The organism is Corynebacterium intestinale (assembly GCF_023574125.1).
Taxonomy (GTDB): Bacteria; Actinomycetota; Actinomycetes; order Mycobacteriales; family Mycobacteriaceae; genus Corynebacterium; species Corynebacterium hesseae.
The window spans coordinates 224,319-243,980 of record NZ_JAMKFF010000003.1; the positions used below are offsets into that span (position 1 = coordinate 224,319).

A 19,662-nucleotide genomic window follows, 5' to 3' on the forward strand; every position below is an offset into this window, starting at 1 on the left:
CCAGCTCATCCTCCTCGGGCAGAGTCCGTACACGCACTCTCGGTGCACCGGGCTAGCCCTAAAGCAGTCCGGCAAGTACGTCATCGGCGTCTGCCGCCGAGTAAGCGTCTTCAGTTTGCGCCTGGTATTCAGCCCATGCGGCTGCGTCCCAGATTTCGAGGAAGTCGACCGAGCCCACAACCACGCATTCCTTCGTCAGGTTTGCGTACTCACGGTGGCCTGCAGACAGCGTGATACGCCCGTGCCCATCGGGACGCTGCTCGTCCGCACTCGCTGCCAAGTTACGGATGAACGCACGTGCGTCCGGGTTGGTACGAGACACAGCCGCAGCCTTCCTGGCTCGTGCCGCGAACTCCTCGCGCGGGTACACCGCAAGCGAGTGATCCTGCCCCTTGGTGACCATGAGGCCACCGGCCAGTTCTTCGCGAAACTTCGCTGGAAGCGTAAGCCGCCCTTTGTCATCGAGCTTGGGAGTGTAGGTGCCGAGAAACATCCCCGGGTCCACCTTCCTGTCACTCGAAAACTCCGGATTCCTCTCGCGACAAGAGAACAACTCTCCTCCGCTGCGCCCCACTCTACCCCACTTTCCCCCACCACCAACACCTTTAGCACCCCACCCTCCCGCGTGTCACAATAAATCCCCAGATAAAAGGATGTTTTTCCGGTGGGAAGTTTTCCCGGCGCCCCCTTGACATACCGCTAAAGTAGGGACCCTCCCCGGGCAATCACCCACGCAACTTCCACCCCTTAGAAACTAAATCTCCTCACCAGCCCCAGAATCCTGCAACTTTGCCCGCCCCACCCCAACAAAACCGCCAGCGGCACCCAGGCTCCAGCCCCCAGCCCACACGCAGTGGGTGAAAGTGGGGAATTGAGGGAAAGCGACCAAAAGCGCCGCCACCACCGCCTCCCTTTTTAGAAACGCCGCGTTCCTATGATAGAAACAGTGTGTTGCCATCTTGAGAACCACGGGATGGCGCTCCATTAGTTTTCTTCACCCACTAGGAAGATCCCCTATGTATCTAGCTTGGCGCGAGATGCTCTTCGCGCGTACCCGATTCATCCTCATGGGCGTTGTCCTTGCCCTCATGTCCATGCTCGTCGTCATCATCTCCGGCCTCACAGCAGGTTTGGTCAACGACGGCGTCTCCGGACTAAAAGCAATGGATGCCGACGTCGTCGCTTTCGCCGACGGCACCCAGAAAGACTCAGCTTTCACCCGCTCGGTTGTCGATGCCTCTGATAGCGAGTCCTTCGCTCAGCACGACGGCGTGGAAGAAGCCGCTCCTCTTGGCCTGACCATCGCCAATGCCCATAACCAAAACGGCACGGCAGTGGACCTGACCCTGCTGGGAGTAGAACCGGACTCCTTCGTGGCACCGGCAGGTTTGCCCGCACTTGACACCAACCGGGTCGACGGCCAGCCCAGCAACACCAAGCACGACATCATCGTCTCCTCCACCCTGCACGATGAGGGCATCGAGGTCGGCGACACCATCACGCTCGATCGCTTGGATATCCCGCTGAATGTCGTTGGGTTTACCGATAACCAACGCACCTTCGGACACGTGGACGTGGCCTACCTTCCGCTCGACATCTGGCAAGAGATCCACGCTGGCGGTCGCCACGGCGAAGCCGTGAACCCAGACGCTTATGACGAACTCTCCGTCATCGTCGCCCGCACGTCAGACAAGCCGGACACCGAGGCCCTCTCGGAACAGTCCGGCCTGGATGTTCGAACCCTCAAGGAAAGCTTCGACTCCTCCCCCGGCTACACCGCCGAGATGATGACCTTATCCATGATCACGTGGTTCCTGTACGTCATCGCCGCACTCGTGACTGGCGCCTTCTTCCTCGTGTGGACCATTCAGCGGGCCGGCAATATCGCCACCCTCCGCGCGATGGGCGCGACCAAGGGTTTCTTGTTGCGCGATAGCCTCGGCCAGGCAGTCGTCATCCTTGTCTTGTCCATCCTGGCGGGTGCGCTTGTCGCCGTCGGCCTGGGCAGCCTCCTGGAGCAGACTGCCATGCCTTATGCCACCGAATTCAGTTCCGTCATCAGTGGCGGACTCATCCTCTTCGTCGCTGGTCTGCTCGGCGCTTTCATCGCCGTTGTCCGTGTCACCCGAACCAACCCCCTCGCAGCCCTAGGAGAAAACCGATGAGCCCAGCTTTAGAACTAAAAGACGTCACCGTCAGCTACACCGATGGCGACTCGCAGGTTAAGGCACTCGATTCCGTCAACCTCAGCATCGATCCCGGCGAATTCGTTGCCGTGGTCGGCCCATCAGGTTCCGGCAAGTCCACGCTGCTCGCTGTTGCGGGCGCATTGACGACGCCCGATTCCGGCCAGGTCCTCGTCGCGGGCGAGGACATCGTGCAGCTTGGCGACGCCCAACTGGCGCAGATCCGCCGCAACCACATCGGCTTCGTCTTCCAGTCCACCGGAAATCTTCCTTCCGCGTTGACTGCGGAGGAACAGCTCGAGCTGGCCAGCAAAGTCATTGGAAAGACTGGGCGCTACTCCAGCACCGAACTCCTCGACAAGGTTGGCATGAAGCACCGCGCCAAGCACCGCCCAGGAAGCCTGTCTGGCGGTGAACGGCAGCGCGTTGGCATCGCGCGTGCACTCGTTGGCGACCCCCAGGTGCTGCTTGTCGACGAGCCCACCGCAGCCCTGGATCGTGCACGCTCCCAGGAGATCGTTGCGCTCTTGGCAAAAGAATGCCACGACTTTAACGTCGCGGGCATCATGGTCACTCACGACTACGAGGTTCTCGATCACTGCGACAAGGTCTATGAGATGGTCGACGGCCGCTTAACACCGGCCACCGCATCCGCCCAGCGATAAGCAAAGAATGCGCAGCTTAACGTAGACTCACACGCATGCCAAAGATCACTGAAACGACAGTAGCCGAGCACCGCGCCGTCCAGCACCGCGCGGTGCTCGAGGCTGCCGAAAAGCTGATCATCACTAGCCATGGTGCAGTCCCCACCTTGGCCGAAGTTGCCGCAGAAGTCGGGCTTGCCCGCCCCAGCATCTATCGATACGTATCATCCCAGCACGATCTACTGGTACAGCTGCTTATTCAGGCGACCCAATCGTGGAATGAGCAACTCGAGGCCGCCATAAAGGTAGCCTCCCCGGAGCCTAAGAAGCGCATCCACGCCTATGTCGACGCCACGCTCGATCTCTTTATTCATAGTGCACACGGCCATTTAATGACCGCCGCACAGCACTTCCCCCAGGCCTTTGCTGACGAGGCAGTACAGAAGTCTCATGGCGGATTCGCCTCCATCGTTGACGAGTTCTGCCCCGGCGTTTCCCCAGTAGATATCTCGTTGCTCAATGCGGCCATCGTCCGCGCCTCTGAGCTGGCGGACGGCTCACCGGAAAAGCTCAACAGCGCAACGCAAACCCTCTACGCAATGGCCGAAGCCATCCTACCCTAGGCCACCACATCAAAAGAGCCCTCCGCGGATTAAAGCGGAGGGCTATTCAGGACCAGTTTTGGGACCGGTTCTAGACGCTTAGCGGCCTTCAAAGCGACGACGGAAATTGTCTTCGAGGCGGTTCCCAACGTCGCTACCACCCTTCTTGGATTGCTTGCCGCGATCCCGAGTGGACGACTGCGCACCGACTGCAACCAGAGAATCCTCCGAGTTCCCGCGCAGCATCCAGACGCCGGATCCAAACATGACTAGAAAGCCGAGGACCGAGAGGCTCACAAACCACAGGGATTGCTGGGCCAACGCAATACCGCCCACCATCATGCAGAGACCGACAACAATCAGGGCAACTCCGCGGAGGGTGATAGCGCCCGAGTTTGCGCCGAAAGAAGTTTCACCGGACACCGACGCACCAAAATCAGGATCATTGGCCAGCAACGACTGCTCAATTTCACGCAGCGCTTGCTGTTCGTGCTCAGAAAGGGCCACAGCGTCCTCCGTAGTGGGTTGGGTTTAGGTAGTGGAACTGGGAAATAGGATTACTACCTCTATAACGTCAAGGATAGCGAGATAGTTCCCGCAAAGACAGTCCACACGTTTTAAACGCACTACGCCCCACTACTGTGGCCCCGCGCTCCGCATTAAGCCGCGAGACCACCGAAGCCCAGCTCAGACTCAGTCGCATCCACATAGCGGGCGGCAAGCGCCACATAGCGATAGACCGTATCAGGATCAGGGACCGGATCCAGTCCGGATGCCACTCGCGAACGCACACGCGAGTAGTCCTTAAACTCCGCTGCCCACTGCGCATCAGCCGGGCCGATGAGCGCCACTTGCTCCCAAGCGGAGGTAGGCAAGCGCCGGCGACGTGACACCGTGGACGCCGCCACCCGAGCACCGGCAGCGCGCAGCGAGGCGCGATAGGCCATTTCCAAAGCGTCCGCGAAACGCCCCTCCGCCGCGCTCTGGCGCGCCTCCACCAACAAATCCAACGCTTGACCCACGAAACGATCGCGGCGTATGCACTGCAACGCCTCCCGGTTACGGCTCCGCGCCGCTGCTGTTGCTGAGATTACCTGTGCCATGACCTCTCCCCCTTGGGCTTCTTCCTGAGCTTGTCAATAGAGACTGTGTTGTTGATTTCCTGTCGTTGTTTGTTGACGCGATTCACCTTAAAGCCGCCTTCCTACATCCACCCCCAATGTTAGTCCACATGTTCGAATTTGACAATAGTTTTACCGAACTTCTCCACGTTTTTCGAACATGCACATCAAATTTGCCTGCGAAGGGTTCGTTGCCTGCTTTCACATACCGCAAGAATCTGTTGTTATTAGACATGTGAGTTACACGCTGCGCCGCCTAAGCCCCCAAGAGTTCGCCATTGCCCTCCCGCACTTGGTGGATATCTACATTGCAGCGATGAACTACGACCCCTCAGTACGCAACAGCTCCATCATGCGGTGGCGCGGGGATCTCATACGCCCGGGGTTTTCCTGCGTGGCGGCCACCTCCGAAGACGGCATCACCGGCTTTGCCTACGGCTTTCTAGGCTCTCCTGATACCTGGTGGGATAGGCAACTCCGCCGAGCGCTCTCCAACAACGGCGGCGCAACCCCAGAGCAAGAAGAGGTTCTCCACAACTATTTTGAGTTGGCGGAAATCCACGTAGTGCCCGAGGCACAGGGCCACGGTCTGGGCCGTGCGCTGCTTGAAGCACTGGCCTGGAACCTCCCCGCCCGCTACATCCTGCTCTCCACACCTGAGGTTCCCAATGAAGCCAACTCCGCCTTCGGCCTCTACCGCAAAATGGGCTTTAGTGACTTCCTTCGCCAGCTCCATTACCCCGCCGATTCACGCCCCTTCGCCATCCTGCAATCAGCTGTGCCGCTAGCACCAGCCGGTACCGCTTAACCTGGCGTCTAATCCGTGAGCCTGCCCAGGTAGAGTGGCAGGCGTGACTACTCCGCAAATACCTTCCCTGGACGATATCCCCGTAGCCGTACGCGAGGAGCTCAAGCTTTTCCTAGATAGTCAGCGCGACGCCATCGCGTCCATCGGTTCCCCGGTGACTAACGCGATCTCCTATTTGGAATCCTTCGTGCTGGACGGCGGAAAACGTATCCGCCCTCTCTACGCGTGGGCAGGTTTTATCGGCGCACATGGGCTCGAGGGCACGGAGTCCCCGCAGGCGATGCTCCGCGCAGCTTCTTCCCTAGAATTCATCCAGGCTTGTGCTCTCATCCACGATGACATCGTGGATGCTTCCGATACCCGGCGCGGCAATCCCACCGTCCACCGTGGCGTAGCCGCTCGCCATCGGGAGCTCGGGCTCAGCGGTGACGCTGACTTCTTCGGGCAGTCTCTCGCCATCCTTGTGGGCGACATGGCCTTGGTCTGGGCCGAGGACATGCTCCAGGATTCCGGCCTAAGCCCCGAGGCGCTCGCGCGCGCTCGGGCGCCGTGGCGGGCGATGCGCCGCGAGGTTATCGGCGGGCAAATGCTGGATATTTGCCTCGAAGCGGAAGGCTCCGAGGATGCAACGTTGGCGGACTCAGTAAACCGTTTCAAGACCGCCGCGTACACCATCGAGCGCCCGTTGCATTTGGGCGCAGCCGTAGCAGGAGCACCCGAAAAGCTTGTTGCCGCTTTCCGCGGCTATGGACAAGACATCGGGGTCGCATTCCAGCTCCGCGATGATTTGTTGGGGGTCTTTGGTGACCCAGCAATTACTGGCAAGCCCGCCGGTGATGATCTGCGCGAGGGCAAGCGCACGGTCCTCTTGTCATTGGCTCTGCAACGTGCGGATACCACTGATCCCGCTGCTGCCGCGGAGCTTCGCCGACTCATCGGCCAGACGGAGGATCCCGCAGATATTGCCCGCATGGCCCAGATCATTGCCGATTCCGGGGCACCGGATGTCGTCGAGCAGCGCATCAGCGATCTCACGCGCTCGGGCCTTGACCACCTTCATAATGCCCAGGTCGCCCCCGAAGTCACGGCAACGCTGGAAGAGCTTGCCCACAAATCCACCGCACGCCGGATGTAGCATGGCCCGCTCCGCATCCGCGCGCGTATCCCTGCGCATTCCCAACCCCCTTCCTTTGGGCATCGTCTCCGCGGCGATCCTTGCTCTCGCCTCCTTCTCTGGTGGCGCAACCCGGAACCGCGGCGGCTTTCTTGAGGCACTCAATATCGGATTTCTCGCGTATGGCCACGGCCGCAACATCGGCATAGTCCTCTATTGGGTTGGCCTCTTTGGATTGGTCGCCGCGTGGGTCCTGGCTGGGCGTTATCTCATCGCCCCACAGCTCAAGAACCCGCAACCCGACGGCGCGCTGTCTGACATCCGCCGAATGCTGATGTGCTGGGTTGCCCCGCTGTTGTGCGCGGCCCCACTGGCTTCGCGGGACGTGTACTCCTATCTCATGCAGGGAGCCATGGTGCGCGATGGTTTCGATCCTTATGTCGAAGGCGCGGCTGTTAACCCCGGCCCCTTCCTGCTGGAAGTCTCACACGACTGGCGAAACACCACTACGCCTTATGGTCCGCTGCACTTGTGGATGGGCAACGGGGTAACCAACCTCGTGGGGGACAATGTCGCCGCGGGCATCATCGTCTATAAGGCGATATCGGTCCTCGGCTTTGCCGCCATCGCTTGGTCGATTCCACGCCTTGCACGCAGCATCGGGGGCGATCCGGCGCTAGCACTGTGGTTGGGTGTAGCGAATCCAGTGATTCTATTGCACCTCATCGGCGGCATGCACAATGAATCGGTCATGGTGGGCTTGGTATCGCTGGGATTGCTCGCCGCGGTTCACAACAAGTTTCATCTCAGCCTCCTTCTTGTCGGCGTAGCGGTGTCGCTCAAAGCCACAGCTGTATTCGCCGCACCGTTTATCGTGTGGCTCATGCTGCACCACTGGGCGCCGAAAGGCACCACGCCACTCAAGCGCTTCGGGGTCTTTCTCCTGTCCGGCATCGTTGCCGTGGCGGAGGTCGCGCTGGCGGTGGCGGTGATTACGTGGGCGTCGGGAAGCTCGTGGGGCTGGTTGTCACAAATCAGCGGCAATTCCAAGGTGATCAATCCCCTGGCCGGCCCTACCTTGCTCGCCGACATTCTGGTACCGCTCATCCAGGTCTTCTCCCCCGATACCACCTATAACGGGGTGCTCAGCGTGTTGCGTTCAATTGCGATGATCCTCATGCTCCTCGGCCTCGTCATCGTGTGGTGGTGGGGGCGAACGGGCGTGCGCCGCGCGATTGCCGCTACGGCTGCTGCCTACCAGGTGGCGTTCGTCTTCAACTCTGTGACGCTTCCCTGGTATTACGCCTCCGTGCTCACGCTCATGGGAACCTTCCGCCCACCGCTGCCCTTGATCAAACTAACCACCGGCGTGGCCCTCTTTATCGGAGTGGCCTTCGCTGGCGACGGAAACCACCAGCTCTATAACTGGTTCTGGGACATCGCCATGGTGGTCGTGGCATGGTCAGCAACGCAGTGGATTTTCGATGGTGTTCCACGCACCACCGCGGCCATGGGTGAGGCTGCTACTGCTAAAACGCCGAAGCCTGCGCGCGCCGAATAACCTCGCGCGCAAGGTGCCCGTGGAGCGCGTCAATGGGGCGGCCTGGCAAAGACTCATCTTCGGTAAACAGGTGCGCCAGAATCTCATTGTCGCCCCACCCGTTGTCCGAAAGAACTGTAATGACACCGGACACGTGCTTGGAAATGACGCCCTTGGAATTGAAGAATGCCTCCGGGACGAGGCGCTCCCCCTCGGCGTTTCGCCACACGATGAATTTACGCGCGTTGAGCAGGTCGAAGACGCGAGTGATGGGAAGATCGAGCTTTTCAGCAACCTCAGCGAGCGTCAGCAGCTTTTCGCCGGCGAGGAGCTGCGGTAGTTCCGGGTGCGGATTCTCGAAGTTGTTCTCAGAATTAGTCACGGACACAACTGTAGCCGGATCACACTTTGGGGCGCTGATCGGCCATACTGGAATCCATGACAAGGCTGAACGTGGGCGACATTCTTGAAGGACGCTACCGCATCGATCAGCCGATCGCTCGCGGCGGCATGTCCACCGTGTATCGCTGTGTCGACATGAGATTGGGCCGCGCGGTCGCCGCCAAGGTCATGGATGAGCGCTATCACGATGACCCTGTCTTCGTCACCCGCTTCGAGCGCGAGGCCCGCGCCATGGCGCAGCTAAGCCACCCCAACCTCGTCGCCGTGCATGATTTCTCCGCGGATGGGTTGCCCATCTATCTCATCATGGAGCTCATCACCGGCGGAACCTTGCGCGAGCTTCTTGCTGAACGCGGACCCATGCCGCCGCATGCCGCAGCCGGGGTCATGCACTCCGTGCTGGCCGGGCTCACCGAGGTCCACCACGCCGGCCTCGTGCACCGCGATATCAAGCCAGACAACGTTCTCATCACGGACAACCACCGCGTTAAGGTCGGCGATTTCGGCTTGGTGCGCTCCGCCAAGGCGGAGCACGATAGCTCGGGTCAAATCGTCGGCACCGTCAGCTACCTCTCCCCCGAGCAGGTTACGGGTGCGGATATTACCCCGGCTTCCGATGTCTATTCGGCCGGAATTGTCCTGTTTGAGCTCCTTACCGGCACGGTCCCCTTCCACGGCGAGACCCCACTGGCCCACGCCACAGCGCGCGTGCACGCGGATGTGGTGGCGCCGTCCTCACGCATCGAGGGGGTGCCTATGCTTTTCGACGCCCTCGTGGCCACCGCCACCGCGCGCCAGCCGGCCGAAAGGTTTGCGGATGCCGGCGAATTCCTCGATGCGCTAGATGATGTATCCCGCGAACTGCAGCTCCCGCAATTCACCGTCCCCGTCCCGCGGAACTCGGCTGCTGCACGGACAGCCGCTGTGCCCACGGATTTTTCGGGGGCAGGCAATACCCGGGTCTTCGAAGCCACGTCCACGATCCCGGCGCCTCAACCGCCCACGCGGGAAACCCGTGTAGAGCCTCGAAACGATGCTTTTCTCCCGCCGGCCGCACCGGTAAATCCCCCGGCACCGTCCCCTGCGGTAGCAGAACCTTCTGCGCCGCTTCCCCCGGCCGGTGCCGAGGAGGAGCCAGAAGAGCGCCCTTTGAGCAACCGCAGCGCCATCGCGCTTATAGGTTTCCTCATACTAGTCGGGCTTGCCACCTTGGCCGTCGCCGTGGCAGCCTGGTGGTTTGGCTCCGGAGAATACGGCACGTGGCCGATTCTCTGGAGGCCATATTAGCCTGCGCAACTTCTAGTTGCGCAGCATCTCCGCGATAAGGAAGGACAGCTCCAGCGATTGCTGGGTGTTCAGGCGCGGATCCACGGCGGACTCGTAGCGGCCCGGCAGATCCACGTCCGTGATGTCCTCAGCGCCGCCGAGGCACTCGGTGACGTCCTCGCCGGTGAACTCTAGGTGGACACCACCCGGGTGGGTACCCAGTTCACGGTGCACCTCGAAGAAGCCCTGAACCTCGTCGACGATCTTGTCGAAGTGGCGGGTCTTGTAGCCGTTCGATGCCGTGAAGGTATTCCCGTGCATCGGATCGGACTGCCACACAACCTTGTGGCCGGAGTCCTCCACGGCCTTGATGATCGGCGGCAAGACGGAACGCACCTTGTCGTGGCCCATGCGGGCGATCATGGTGAGGCGGCCAGGCTCACGGTTCGGGTCCAAACGCTCTGCGTACTGCACAGCCTGCTCCGGGGTTACTCCTGGGCCAAGCTTGATGCCCACGGGGTTGCCAATGATGGAGGCGAAAGCTACGTGGAAATCGTCGAGGCCGCGGGTGCGCTCGCCGATCCACAGCTGGTGAGCGGACAGGTCGTAGAGCTTGGTCTCGCCGTTAGAGTCCGTACCCAAGCGCAACATGGAACGCTCGTAATCCTTCAGCAAGGCCTCGTGAGAGCAGTAGATCTGTGCCGAACGCAGGGTCTCGTCTGAGACTCCGCAGGCGTTCATGAAGGCCAGGCCGTTCTCAATTTCATTTGCCAGGGCCTGGTAGCGAGCGCCTGCCGGAGAGTTGGCCACAAACTCGCGATTCCACTCGTGGAGTCGGTAAAGGTCAGCAGTACCGGATTGGGTCAGTGCGCGGACCAGGTTCATGGCCGCCGAGGAGTTCGCGTAGGCACGGATCATGCGGGCGGGATCGTGGCGGCGGGATTCCTCGTTGGCTTCTACGCCGTTGACGATGTCACCGCGGTAGTTGTACAAGCCGTTTGCGTCCAGATCAGAGGAGCGCGGCTTCGCGTACTGGCCGGCGATGCGACCGAGCTTAACCACCGGGGTGGACGCGCCATACGTCAAAACTACGGCCATTTGAAGCAGCGTCTTGATGTTGCCGCGGATGTGCGGCTCCGTATTGGACTCGAAGGTTTCCGCGCAGTCGCCTCCCTGGAGGAGGAAGGCGTTGCCCAGGGCGACGTCGGCAAGCTTGCGCTTGAGGTCCTCAATCTCTGGAGCCACAACGATAGGTGGGACGGATTCCAGGATCTTGCGCACGTTATCGGCTTGCAGCTGATCCCAGCTGGGTTGCTGCTTTGCCTCGCGGGCAATCGCATCTTGAAACTTCTCGTTGATCCCCTCCGGCAGCGGTGGCAGATCAGGGAGCACTTCTTTGGGAATATCTACTGTCCAACTCACACCCAGTATTTAACCATCTTGGGTCTATCGCGCGTTAGTTAATGGCATTTCGGCCACGGTATTAATTCACGCTTTATTAACGCGGTTGCCCCTAGTCAACGGCAAGTGCTGTTCACAAACCCGAAATTTGGCCAGATTATGGCGGGCGTCGACCAACGCGTCATGGTTGCCGTTCGGGACTGGAGGCAGCTTGGGGCGGCCGGCGAATTCCCAATACTGCTTAAGCTCCCGGGTATAGCGCGGCAGGCCCTTGGGCAGACTCGCCATATCGCCCCAGAGTTGCGCAACAACCACGTGGTCATAAGCGCCCACCCAGGCCCACAACTCGATGGGAGTGGAGTGCCGGCCGAGGAATTTCAGGAGATCTTCGCGGATGGTTTCGCGCGATTTCCAGACCGGATCTGCTGGACTCGGCAGCTTATCCAAAACATTCTCACGCACCCATGCGTTTGCCTTGGCCGGATCGAAGTCTGTGGATACCGCGTAGTATTCGTTACCGTCTTCCCCGACAATTCCGATGGAGACCAATTCAATGGTCGATCCGTCCTCGATAAATTCGGTGTCGTAGAAGTAGCGCACGCCCCGTATCCTAGTCTCCCGCCCACATAGGCCTGCCCACTGGGGTCTATACTCAACTGCGTGAAGAAAGCTCTCTCCTCCCCTCTTCTCCCCTTGTTCATAGCAGGGCTGGCCTCCCTAGCGTGGATTATCCAGCTTCCGGCATTATTCAGCAGCGGCAGCATTGCACCTTATTACCACATTGACCTCGATGTCTATCGCGAGGGAGGACGCGCGCTTCTACGCGGAGAGAATCTTTACGCACAGAGCTATGTGCTCGACAACGGTTTTTCGCTGCCTTTTACCTACCCGCCTTTTGCTGCAGCGCTTTTCGCCATGGTGTCATGGCTCCCGTTGTGGCCGCTGTCCGTTCTTCTTACCGCAGCATCGCTCGGGGCGCTGTGGGTTTGCCTGTATGCCGTGATTTCTCGGAGCTGTGCTACTGAGCGACCTGGTTGGTGGTCCTCGTGGGCATTGTGCGCCTGCATGCTGATGGAACCGGTTACTGAGACGCTCAGCTTCGGCCAAGTGAACCTTTTGTTGACCGCGGCGGTCGTTGTAGATTGCTTACTGCTGAGCCCACGAAGCTCGTGGCGTGGTGTGCTTACGGGCATTGCAATAGCCATCAAGCTCACCCCAGCGGTGTTCCTCGCCGTGTTTTTCGTTCGCCGCGACTGGCGCGCTCTTGCCACTGCGGTGGGGTCCTTCGTCACATGTGGCGTGGTGGGGCACCTCGCCTCCCCGGCAAGCTCCGCGGTGTATTGGACCGATACCCTTCGTGATTCCTCGCGCATCGGCGGGCTGGCCTACTCCGGCAACCAATCACTCCGCGGCCTGCTAAGCCGCATTGTCCCCGAGCAAGCATCAGCTCTTTGGATTCTCGGATGCATCGCCATCGTCGCGCTTCTGTGGTGGCTTATGGAGCATACATCATCGCAGGTCGAGCTCGTGCTGCTCGCTTCCTCGGCGGCGCTGCTGTGCTCCCCGGTCTCGTGGTCTCACCATTTCACGTGGCTCTGCTTAGCAGCGGTATATCTGACCGCCCGCCGACACTGGTTCCTAGCTGCCCTCACATGGCTGACGTTGCTGGCCCGCGGCCACTGGCTCGTCCCGCACAATGAGCAGCTGGAGCTGACGTGGTCGTGGTGGCAGCAGATTCCGGGCAACGACTATTTCTTGCTCGTCGTGTTTCTTGTCGCGGTGAGCTGCTGGCTCAGGCTTGAGCCTACAGACGACGGTTCCGTTTTTCGCCGACTCGCACCGATCGGCGGCGGTTTAAGCGTCCAGCCCACGACGGGCACCTTGCCCAAAGCCCACAGTGCTAGCGACGCGACAGCGCAATAAAGAACGCACATGCTAAGCCAGAACCACGTGTTTTCCAGCGGCCACTGGCCCGCCAGGCTAACCTCCCGAGGATGGAGCGCCATGGGGTAGCCATAAAGAATGGTGAGGCCGATGGGATGCCCAAGATAGATAGGCAGCGTGTGAGCACCGATGAAACGCAGTCCGGTGGACAGGGCCGGAATATAGGACACCACAACCGCCACCGCGATTCCCACTGGGACCTCGAAGAACTGCTCTACCATGCGAACAAGGATATGAACGTCATCCCTCACCAGCGCCTCCGCGCCCGGGAGCAACCACGTAACGTCAACTTCTCCGGAGAAGTTATCCCACGCGCGGCGAGTAAAAAAGCCGATGGCGTAGGCCACTGTCATCCCGGAATACGCCCAAAAACTGCGGTGATCCCATATGCCCTTAAACGGTGCCTCGATGGCTGCAGCGAAGGCGGAAATGGCATCACGGAAGTAGGCGGCGCCGACAAAGACCGGGAGAAACATGATGGCCTTCGCAATCGAGGTGTATTGCGCCTGCCAAGCGGTGAACAGAATCGGGCTAAAGCTCAGCGCCATCGCTGCCCACCCGGGGAGCTTGCGTACGCACCACAAGAAGATGTTGAACAGAATCAGCGAATGCAAAAACCATGCCATGGAATGGCCCACGAGCAGGCTGGCTGTCATTTGGCCAACATCGAAGATGGGATCTCCAAAGACCCAGTGGTACTCCACGCGTTTGGTTTGTTGCTCAACGAGCATCCAGACCACATAGGGAACGAGGAAGTACCACAGGCGGCGTGTGAAAAGCTCCGCGAAGCTAAAGTGAAAAACCTTCTGGGCAAAAAAGCCGCTCACCAAGAAGAACAGAGGTAAGCGAAGCGGATCCAGCCAGACGTTAAAGGCCGCCAGCCACGTCTCCCCTGATTCAGGAACGGTGAGCGTGATGTGCAGAAGCACGACGCCCAGGATGGAGATGCCTTTCGCTACATCGGGCCAGGCAAGGCGTTGAGAGAGAGAAGAGCTCACAGATTACTGCGCCTCCGAACCGGGCTCGGCCCCTTCCGGGTAGCCGTGTCCAGCTTGCAGGGAGGCCTTCACATCGGAGGCGTATACATCGACATAGGGTTTGCCCGCCAACTCAGCCAACTGCTTCATCACATAGTCCGTGAACGCGCGCACGGTAGCGTGGTCCTGTGGATCAAGGTTGCGCTCGGCAGCCCACGCCTGGGGATCGATGGGCTCCCCCACGCGCATGCCGACGCGAACCGGGCGCGGGATCCATGAACCGATCGGGTTTGCCTTCCGGGTATTAATCATGGCGATGGGAATTACCTGCTCACCAGTAGTCAACGCGATGCGCGCCATGCCGGTGCGCCCCTTGTAAATGCGTCCATCGGGCGAACGAGTTCCCTCCGGGTAGATTCCAAAGAGATCCCCGCGGCCGATAATGCGTTGCGCGCTCGCTAGCATGGCGTCGCTCGCGTCTTTATTGACGCGGTCAATCGGTACCTGCCCCACGGAGCTAAAGAACCACTTTTGCAGGCCGCCAACGAAACCGGGGGTGGTGAAATACTCGCTCTTAGCCAGAAAAGTAATCTGCCGCGGGCATAACAGGGGGAAGTAGAAAGAATCCATGACGGCTTGGTGAGAGGATGCCAAGATAGCCGAACCGGATTCCGGGATGCGATCCATTCCTTCGGACCATGGGCGGTTCCATACTCGAAGGGCCGGGCCAAAAAAAATGTGCTTAAAGGCCCAGTACCACTTGTTTCGCATCGCTTATAGTCCTATCTGTTTATGCCGAACAGGCCACGCTGTCCGGTGAAAGAAAAATGTGCGGTGTTAACCTCGGTGCTCCTGGCCGGCGAGATCAGCGACACCAATCATACCCGCCGCGGAACCCAGTTTCGCGGTTGCGACTCGGGCCAGAGGCCTGTGACCGGCCCCGACAATCTGGCTAGCCATGGCTTCCCGTGCCCGATCTAGGTACAGATCCGCGTCCTTGGATACCCCACCGCCGATGACGATCAGCTCGGGGTCAAGGACATCCGCCACCATGGATAGTCCCTGCCCCAACCACTGTCCGAAGTTATCCATGACAGCCAAACCTAGGGGATCTCCCCGGCGAGCGGCCGCGGTGATCTCCTCGCCGGAGGGATTCTCCGGGAGGGTTGTTTCAAAGTCACCGCGCAGATCCGCGCAGGTGTCCGGCAGAGCGGTTCCGGACGCGTAGCGTTCGAGGCAGCCGCGCTTTCCGCACGAGCATTGGCGTCCGCCCGGTGAAACAACGAGGTGCCCAAACTCAGGGGCAGTGCCGAAAGCTCCGCGGTAGATCGTGCCGTCATTAAATAGCGTAGCTCCAATGCCGGTACCGACGGCAAAGAAAACCCATTCCTTCGCCCCGCGTCCTGCACCAAAGCGCCACTCCCCCCACGCGGCCGAGTTGGCGTCGTGCTCAAGCCGGACAGGAACGTCCAAGCGCTTGCTCAAGATTTCACGCACTGGGGCGTCCCGCCACGGCAAATGCGGAGCAAAACGCACAATTTCGCATTCGGGATCCAAGAACCCTGCGAGGGCAAGCCCAACGGCATCAATGTCATGAGAAGCTGCGAGGCTGTCGACGCAACGCACGATGTCATCTTCGAGCTCTCGCGCTTCCACGGCCGTAGGCACGCTCATCGAATCCACAATCTCTCCGGCGGGATCAATCACCGCGGCGCGCAGGTTTGTTCCACCAATATCGAACCCGATGGTGAGGCCACTGCGGCCGCCTTCAGCGGAGGGAGTGTGTTCAAGCATGACTAGTAGGATATACCCCGGCTTGCCCTCGATCACATTCGAGAATCTCGCGCAATCGTGCGCCCATGATTTCCCACGTCCAGCGCTCCTCCACGTGGCGGCGCCCGGCTGCCCCCATACGGTGGGCCCGGGGGGCATCGCCAAGCAACGTGCACAGCGCCTCCTCAAGCTCCGGCACCGAAGACCCGCGCACAACGAGCCCTGTCTCCGGAGTCACCGTCTCCGGCGCTCCGCCGGAATCTCCAGCAACCACTGGCAGCCCCGCCGCCTGCGCCTCAAGGTAAACAATGCCGAGTCCCTCGACGTCGAGTCCGCCACCTCGTGTGCGTGCAGGCATGGCGAATACATCGGCCGCATGGAGGGCCAAACGCAATTCCGCCGTATCCCGCGCCTCCTGAATCACGGCGTCTGGGCAGTACAGATGCGCAAGTTCACGCAAGGTCGGCTCGTAGCGGCCGCGTCCGATAATGAGTAATTGCGCATCTGGAATTCGCCCACGCACCGCTGGCATAGCGCGCAAGAGTTGATCCTGACCTTTACGCGGGACCAGACGGGAGATGCAGACAATTACTGGGCCGGGGCCCAACCCGAAATGCGCACGGGCCGCCTGCTTCTCTGCTGCGGTAGCTGGCGTGAAATCCTCCAGGTTGACCGCCGAGGGCAAATGAACCCACCGCGCACCCGAGCCGAACGCGGGCTCCAACCTGTTGCGCGTGTAGTCCGAGATATACGTGAGGACATCCGAAGACTTGCCGATCCTGCGCAAGGCTTGCCGTGCCCCAGGAAGCATGGACCACCCCACCTCATGCCCGTGCGTTGTGGCTACGATGCGGCGCGCGCCCGCTGCACGCGCTGCCGGCGCCATGAGCGCGAGTGGGGCCGCAGCACCAAACCACACGGCCTCGATATCGTGTTCTCGGATGAGGCGCTGCATCTGGCGGGCCGTAGCAGGCGTTGGCAGCATGATGGAGCGCGGCCAGCGGACCACGGTATAGGGCAGCGTCGAGTCATACTCCGCAGCGGCGTCCCCGTCTTGAGTCGAGGCGAAAACCACGACATCCTGCGGGTTGAGGGTCGCCAGAAAATCTCGAAGATAGGACTGGATCCCGCCGATGGTGGGCGGGAAGTCATTGGTGACGAGGAGTGTGCGCGCCATGTCCTAATAGCGTACGGCACCTTCCACCGGCATGGAATTCAGCGGCACCACGGCCACGGGGACGCCATAGGTGGAGGCATGAACAATCTGGCCATCACCGATATACATTCCCACGTGGGTAACGCCGGGGTAATAGCCCACAATATCGCCGGGCTGGAGTTGGTCCAGCGGCACCGGCGTACCACCGGCGAGCTGCGCCTGCGAGGTGCGCGGAATGCTCTTGCCCATCTGCTGATAGCTCCACACCATCAGGCCAGAACAGTCAAAAACATCAGGACCCGTTGCGCCCCAGCCATACGGGGCGCCAATACGGCTGAGAGCGGCTTCCACAGCGGCAGACCCGGAGCCATCGGCCAGCGCAGCCAAGTCAAGGTCGGAGGATCCACCGAAGTGCTGGACCCATGCCTCACGCGCTTCTGGGCTTAAGCCATCAACGGTGGCCTCAAGTTCCTTCTGTTGTTCTTCCAGCTCGGCCTTTTCTTTCAGCACTGAGTCACGCTTTACCTGCAGCTCGTCACGCTTATGGCGTGCCTCCTCGGCGGCATCAACTGCCTCTTGATGCGCGTCGTCGGCCGCTGCGGAAGCCGCGACCATTGCGTCTTCCTCGCGCTTCGCGGCCTTGGATAGGGCACCTAGATAGCCCATCCGTTCTACCGCACTGGCCACGTCATTTGCATTGAGGGCGGCGGAGACCGACGTTGCAGCGGCATTCCTACGATAGCGCTTCTGCGCTAGAGCATCGATGCGTTCCTGTTGTTCGGCCACAGCGGCTGAGGCATCTTCGGAAGTACGCTGCGCTTCCTCGGCCTTTAATTCCAGCTCGCCGATCTCTTTCTCCGACTCAGCGAGCTCATCCTCGAGCCCCTTAACTTCCTCACCCTTGGCAGACACGCGCTGGGCGACGTCCGCCATGCGCTCAATGAGGCCGGGCAGGTCTTCAGGATCCTCCGCTTGCGGAGCGCCTTCCTGCTGCTGCTCCGGAGAAACCTCCTGGGACACAGCCGACGGTGAAAGGACGGCAACTGGAACCGTGCTCAAGGCAAGTGCAGCGACCGCACACGCAAGGCCACGACGCGACATGGATACCCCCGAAACTTAGAGAAGGTTAATAGATAACTGAATTATACCCTCAGTCGAGCAAAAACATAACGACTACAAGAATAGCCGAACCCCTTCCCCACCCTCACCATCAACATGGCAAGAGCGGCGGAAGGGGTTAGGACGATTACCGAGTGCGCTTAGAAGCGAACTGCGGAGTGAATCGGCATGTAGTTCAGGGAACGCTCACCCACCGGGGTACCGGAGTTCAGAGCGTCAATGATGGTGCCATGGCCGGTGTAGATGCCAACGTGAGATGCACCGGAGTAGTACACGATGATGTCACCCGGCTGCAGGGCGTCGAGAGACACCGGGGTGCCAGCGGAAGCCTGCGCCTGAGACGTACGCGGGATGGACACGCCAGCCTGCTGGTAAGCCCAGGAGGTCAGGCCAGAGCAATCGAAGGCGCTCGGGCCGTTAGCGCCGTAGACGTACGGGGAACCGATGGCGGAACGAGCAGCTTCAAGAACCTTCTCACCCACGGACTGGGTCGGCGCCGGGGCCGGTGCCGCCGGGGACTCAACAGCAGCGGCGTAGCCGCCACCCTGGTTTGCCTTGAAGGCAGGGATGTAGCGATCAACGTTGGGCAGCTGCTGAATGTTAGGAACATTCTCCAGGCCGGCGACCTCAAAGCGGATGTCGGTGTCCGGAACAACGACCTCGGCTGCGTTGGCGGCAGCCGGTACGGTAACAGCTGCGGTTGCTGCAATAGCAGCGGTAGATGCGATGCGACGGGTGTTCACGTTGCCCTGACGACGGTGCTTAGCCACGAATTTAAACTCCAAATCTTCCTATGCGCCTACTTCGCCCGCCAAGACGGCGAATCATTCATTCACCTTCTTGATGACGCGGGCAAAAGCTCTGACCCAAGGGGCGGGCCTAGCGTTCGACGATGACCCATTCCTGTAGAGCCATCTCCGCTCGGCCCCCGGTTTTAGGAGGGGCCAGACGCGGCGCTTAAATCTTCAGTTCGTATTGAGCACCGGTGATGTGTACACCGTGTCGGTAACTCAATGTCTCGAATAGGTTACGAAATCATCACAAGCGATGTCGAGTCAGAAACGCAAAACCGGCTTCGTTACCGTCCTGTTATCAAACGGAAACCTAAAAGATATCCCCCGCGCAGCCCCGACTCCAATACACACTACCCGCCAGAAGATACGGGCAACAACCTGCCACAACAGGGTCGCCAGCCAACGCGAGACCGCTAGACCAATAGCACATGACCGGAATCAGAATCCGCCATAAAATTAGTGATGTAACCTTCGTCACACACCGGTAATGCCGGGCATCAAATGCCCCAACCTACCCACAGTGCACTCCTAAAACACCACCAAAGAATCAAGAAATGCTGTGGATTTTTAGCAGATTCCTCCACCGACCCCCAGTACTATTCCTCACCCCACCAGAGATCAGCCACCTTGCGTGACATTAAGGAGCAAAGTTGACTCACCGTTAACGGAAAGTTAACTGCAGCCGCTCTACCTGTTCAGAAGACTGAAATGGTAGCGGTGTGGTGAGTATCTGGTAGCGCCTGAGTGAGTATCCGGTAGCGGTGTCTTACTCAGGCGTTGTTGGTGGTTATGTGTTGGTGGTGAGGCGCATGTTT

General features: G+C 60.1%; 19 protein-coding genes and 1 pseudogene. 8 read left to right on the top strand and 12 right to left on the bottom strand.

Annotated features, from left to right (window positions below; translation table 11 throughout):
- Nucleotides 1–58 precede the first annotated feature (58 nt).
- Nucleotides 59–493 carry a division/cell wall cluster transcriptional repressor MraZ gene (mraZ, locus tag M5J06_RS05605; RefSeq protein ID WP_010190539.1) on the bottom strand — a complete coding sequence of 145 codons (435 nt, stop codon included), beginning with the start codon at nucleotides 491–493 and terminating at the stop codon, nucleotides 59–61.
- 523 nt (nucleotides 494–1,016) lie between these two features.
- On the opposite strand from mraZ, the gene M5J06_RS05610 reads away from it, so the two are divergent.
- The 3 genes from M5J06_RS05610 to M5J06_RS05620 are packed head-to-tail and all read left to right on the top strand — an operon-like array spanning nucleotide 1,017 to nucleotide 3,453.
- Nucleotides 1,017–2,165, top strand: a complete 1,149-nt coding sequence (locus M5J06_RS05610) for an ABC transporter permease (RefSeq protein ID WP_250224168.1) — start codon at nucleotides 1,017–1,019, stop codon at nucleotides 2,163–2,165.
- On the top strand, nucleotides 2,162–2,851 hold the full coding sequence (locus M5J06_RS05615) for an ABC transporter ATP-binding protein (RefSeq protein ID WP_070565448.1): 690 nt from the start codon (nucleotides 2,162–2,164) through the stop codon (nucleotides 2,849–2,851). Before M5J06_RS05610 ends, M5J06_RS05615 begins: the two co-directional genes overlap by 4 nt.
- 35 nt (nucleotides 2,852–2,886) lie before the next feature.
- Nucleotides 2,887–3,453, top strand: a complete 567-nt coding sequence (locus M5J06_RS05620; protein ID WP_070533334.1) for a TetR/AcrR family transcriptional regulator — start codon at nucleotides 2,887–2,889, stop codon at nucleotides 3,451–3,453.
- Nucleotides 3,454–3,531: 78 nt separating this feature from the next.
- Here the strand turns inward: M5J06_RS05620 and M5J06_RS05625 are convergent, their stop codons facing one another.
- Nucleotides 3,532–3,939, bottom strand: coding sequence for a DUF3040 domain-containing protein (locus M5J06_RS05625; RefSeq protein WP_070533336.1), 408 nt, complete (start codon nucleotides 3,937–3,939; stop codon nucleotides 3,532–3,534).
- Between the two features lie 152 nt (nucleotides 3,940–4,091).
- Nucleotides 4,092–4,535, bottom strand: a complete 444-nt coding sequence (locus M5J06_RS05630; RefSeq protein WP_070533338.1) for an SAV_6107 family HEPN domain-containing protein — start codon at nucleotides 4,533–4,535, stop codon at nucleotides 4,092–4,094.
- Nucleotides 4,536–4,788: 253 nt separating this feature from the next.
- Between M5J06_RS05630 and M5J06_RS05635 the strand changes: the two genes are divergently transcribed.
- Genes M5J06_RS05635 through M5J06_RS05645 form a run of 3 tightly spaced genes read left to right on the top strand, consistent with a single transcriptional unit; the run spans nucleotide 4,789 to nucleotide 8,036 of the window.
- Nucleotides 4,789–5,361, top strand: a complete 573-nt coding sequence (locus tag M5J06_RS05635) for a GNAT family N-acetyltransferase (RefSeq protein ID WP_070533340.1) — start codon at nucleotides 4,789–4,791, stop codon at nucleotides 5,359–5,361.
- Between the two features lie 43 nt (nucleotides 5,362–5,404).
- Nucleotides 5,405–6,496, top strand: a complete 1,092-nt coding sequence (locus tag M5J06_RS05640) for a polyprenyl synthetase family protein (protein WP_250224169.1) — start codon at nucleotides 5,405–5,407, stop codon at nucleotides 6,494–6,496.
- Nucleotide 6,497: 1 nt separating this feature from the next.
- On the top strand, nucleotides 6,498–8,036 hold the full coding sequence (locus tag M5J06_RS05645; protein ID WP_250224170.1) for an alpha-(1->6)-mannopyranosyltransferase A: 1,539 nt from the start codon (nucleotides 6,498–6,500) through the stop codon (nucleotides 8,034–8,036).
- On the opposite strand, the gene M5J06_RS05650 is transcribed toward M5J06_RS05645, so the two are convergent.
- Nucleotides 8,005–8,403: an Rv2175c family DNA-binding protein gene (locus tag M5J06_RS05650; protein WP_070519830.1), complete on the bottom strand. Its 399-nt coding sequence runs from the start codon at nucleotides 8,401–8,403 to the stop codon at nucleotides 8,005–8,007. The genes M5J06_RS05645 and M5J06_RS05650 overlap by 32 nt on opposite strands.
- Nucleotides 8,404–8,453: 50 nt before the next feature.
- Between M5J06_RS05650 and M5J06_RS05655 the strand changes: the two genes are divergently transcribed.
- Entirely contained in the window at nucleotides 8,454–9,704 is a 1,251-nt protein-coding gene (locus M5J06_RS05655; RefSeq protein ID WP_070533345.1) for a protein kinase domain-containing protein, read from the top strand.
- 12 nt (nucleotides 9,705–9,716) lie between these two features.
- On the opposite strand, the gene M5J06_RS05660 is transcribed toward M5J06_RS05655, so the two are convergent.
- Together M5J06_RS05660 and M5J06_RS05665 are read right to left on the bottom strand one after the other, a co-directional pair.
- Nucleotides 9,717–11,105 carry a class II 3-deoxy-7-phosphoheptulonate synthase gene (locus tag M5J06_RS05660; RefSeq protein WP_070565440.1) on the bottom strand — a complete coding sequence of 463 codons (1,389 nt, stop codon included), beginning with the start codon at nucleotides 11,103–11,105 and terminating at the stop codon, nucleotides 9,717–9,719.
- A gap of 66 nt (nucleotides 11,106–11,171) precedes the next feature.
- Nucleotides 11,172–11,684: a polyadenylate-specific 3'-exoribonuclease AS gene (locus tag M5J06_RS05665; protein ID WP_144675280.1), complete on the bottom strand. Its 513-nt coding sequence runs from the start codon at nucleotides 11,682–11,684 to the stop codon at nucleotides 11,172–11,174.
- Between the two features lie 60 nt (nucleotides 11,685–11,744).
- On the opposite strand from M5J06_RS05665, the gene M5J06_RS12515 reads away from it, so the two are divergent.
- Nucleotides 11,745–13,007 carry a glycosyltransferase 87 family protein gene (locus tag M5J06_RS12515; RefSeq protein WP_413541240.1) on the top strand — a complete coding sequence of 421 codons (1,263 nt, stop codon included), beginning with the start codon at nucleotides 11,745–11,747 and terminating at the stop codon, nucleotides 13,005–13,007.
- Nucleotides 13,008–13,042: 35 nt separating this feature from the next.
- On the opposite strand, the pseudogene M5J06_RS05675 reads toward M5J06_RS12515, so the two are convergent.
- From M5J06_RS05675 to M5J06_RS05700, 6 genes and pseudogenes are all read right to left on the bottom strand, one after another.
- Nucleotides 13,043–14,026, bottom strand: a pseudogene (locus tag M5J06_RS05675) (acyltransferase family protein); the annotation flags it as partial.
- A 3-nt stretch (nucleotides 14,027–14,029) separates the two neighbouring features.
- Complete coding sequence (locus tag M5J06_RS05680) at nucleotides 14,030–14,776, bottom strand: lysophospholipid acyltransferase family protein (RefSeq protein WP_250224172.1); 747 nt, start codon at nucleotides 14,774–14,776, stop codon at nucleotides 14,030–14,032.
- A 66-nt stretch (nucleotides 14,777–14,842) separates the two neighbouring features.
- Nucleotides 14,843–15,799 carry an ROK family protein gene (locus tag M5J06_RS05685; protein WP_070565434.1) on the bottom strand — a complete coding sequence of 319 codons (957 nt, stop codon included), beginning with the start codon at nucleotides 15,797–15,799 and terminating at the stop codon, nucleotides 14,843–14,845.
- Entirely contained in the window at nucleotides 15,792–16,955 is a 1,164-nt protein-coding gene (locus M5J06_RS05690; RefSeq protein WP_070596827.1) for a glycosyltransferase family 4 protein, read from the bottom strand. Before M5J06_RS05690 ends, M5J06_RS05685 begins: the two co-directional genes overlap by 8 nt.
- A gap of 3 nt (nucleotides 16,956–16,958) precedes the next feature.
- Entirely contained in the window at nucleotides 16,959–18,035 is a 1,077-nt protein-coding gene (locus tag M5J06_RS05695) for a C40 family peptidase (protein WP_144675286.1), read from the bottom strand.
- A 158-nt stretch (nucleotides 18,036–18,193) separates the two neighbouring features.
- Nucleotides 18,194–18,823: a C40 family peptidase gene (locus M5J06_RS05700; RefSeq protein WP_070533388.1), complete on the bottom strand. Its 630-nt coding sequence runs from the start codon at nucleotides 18,821–18,823 to the stop codon at nucleotides 18,194–18,196.
- Nucleotides 18,824–19,662: the final 839 nt, after the last annotated feature.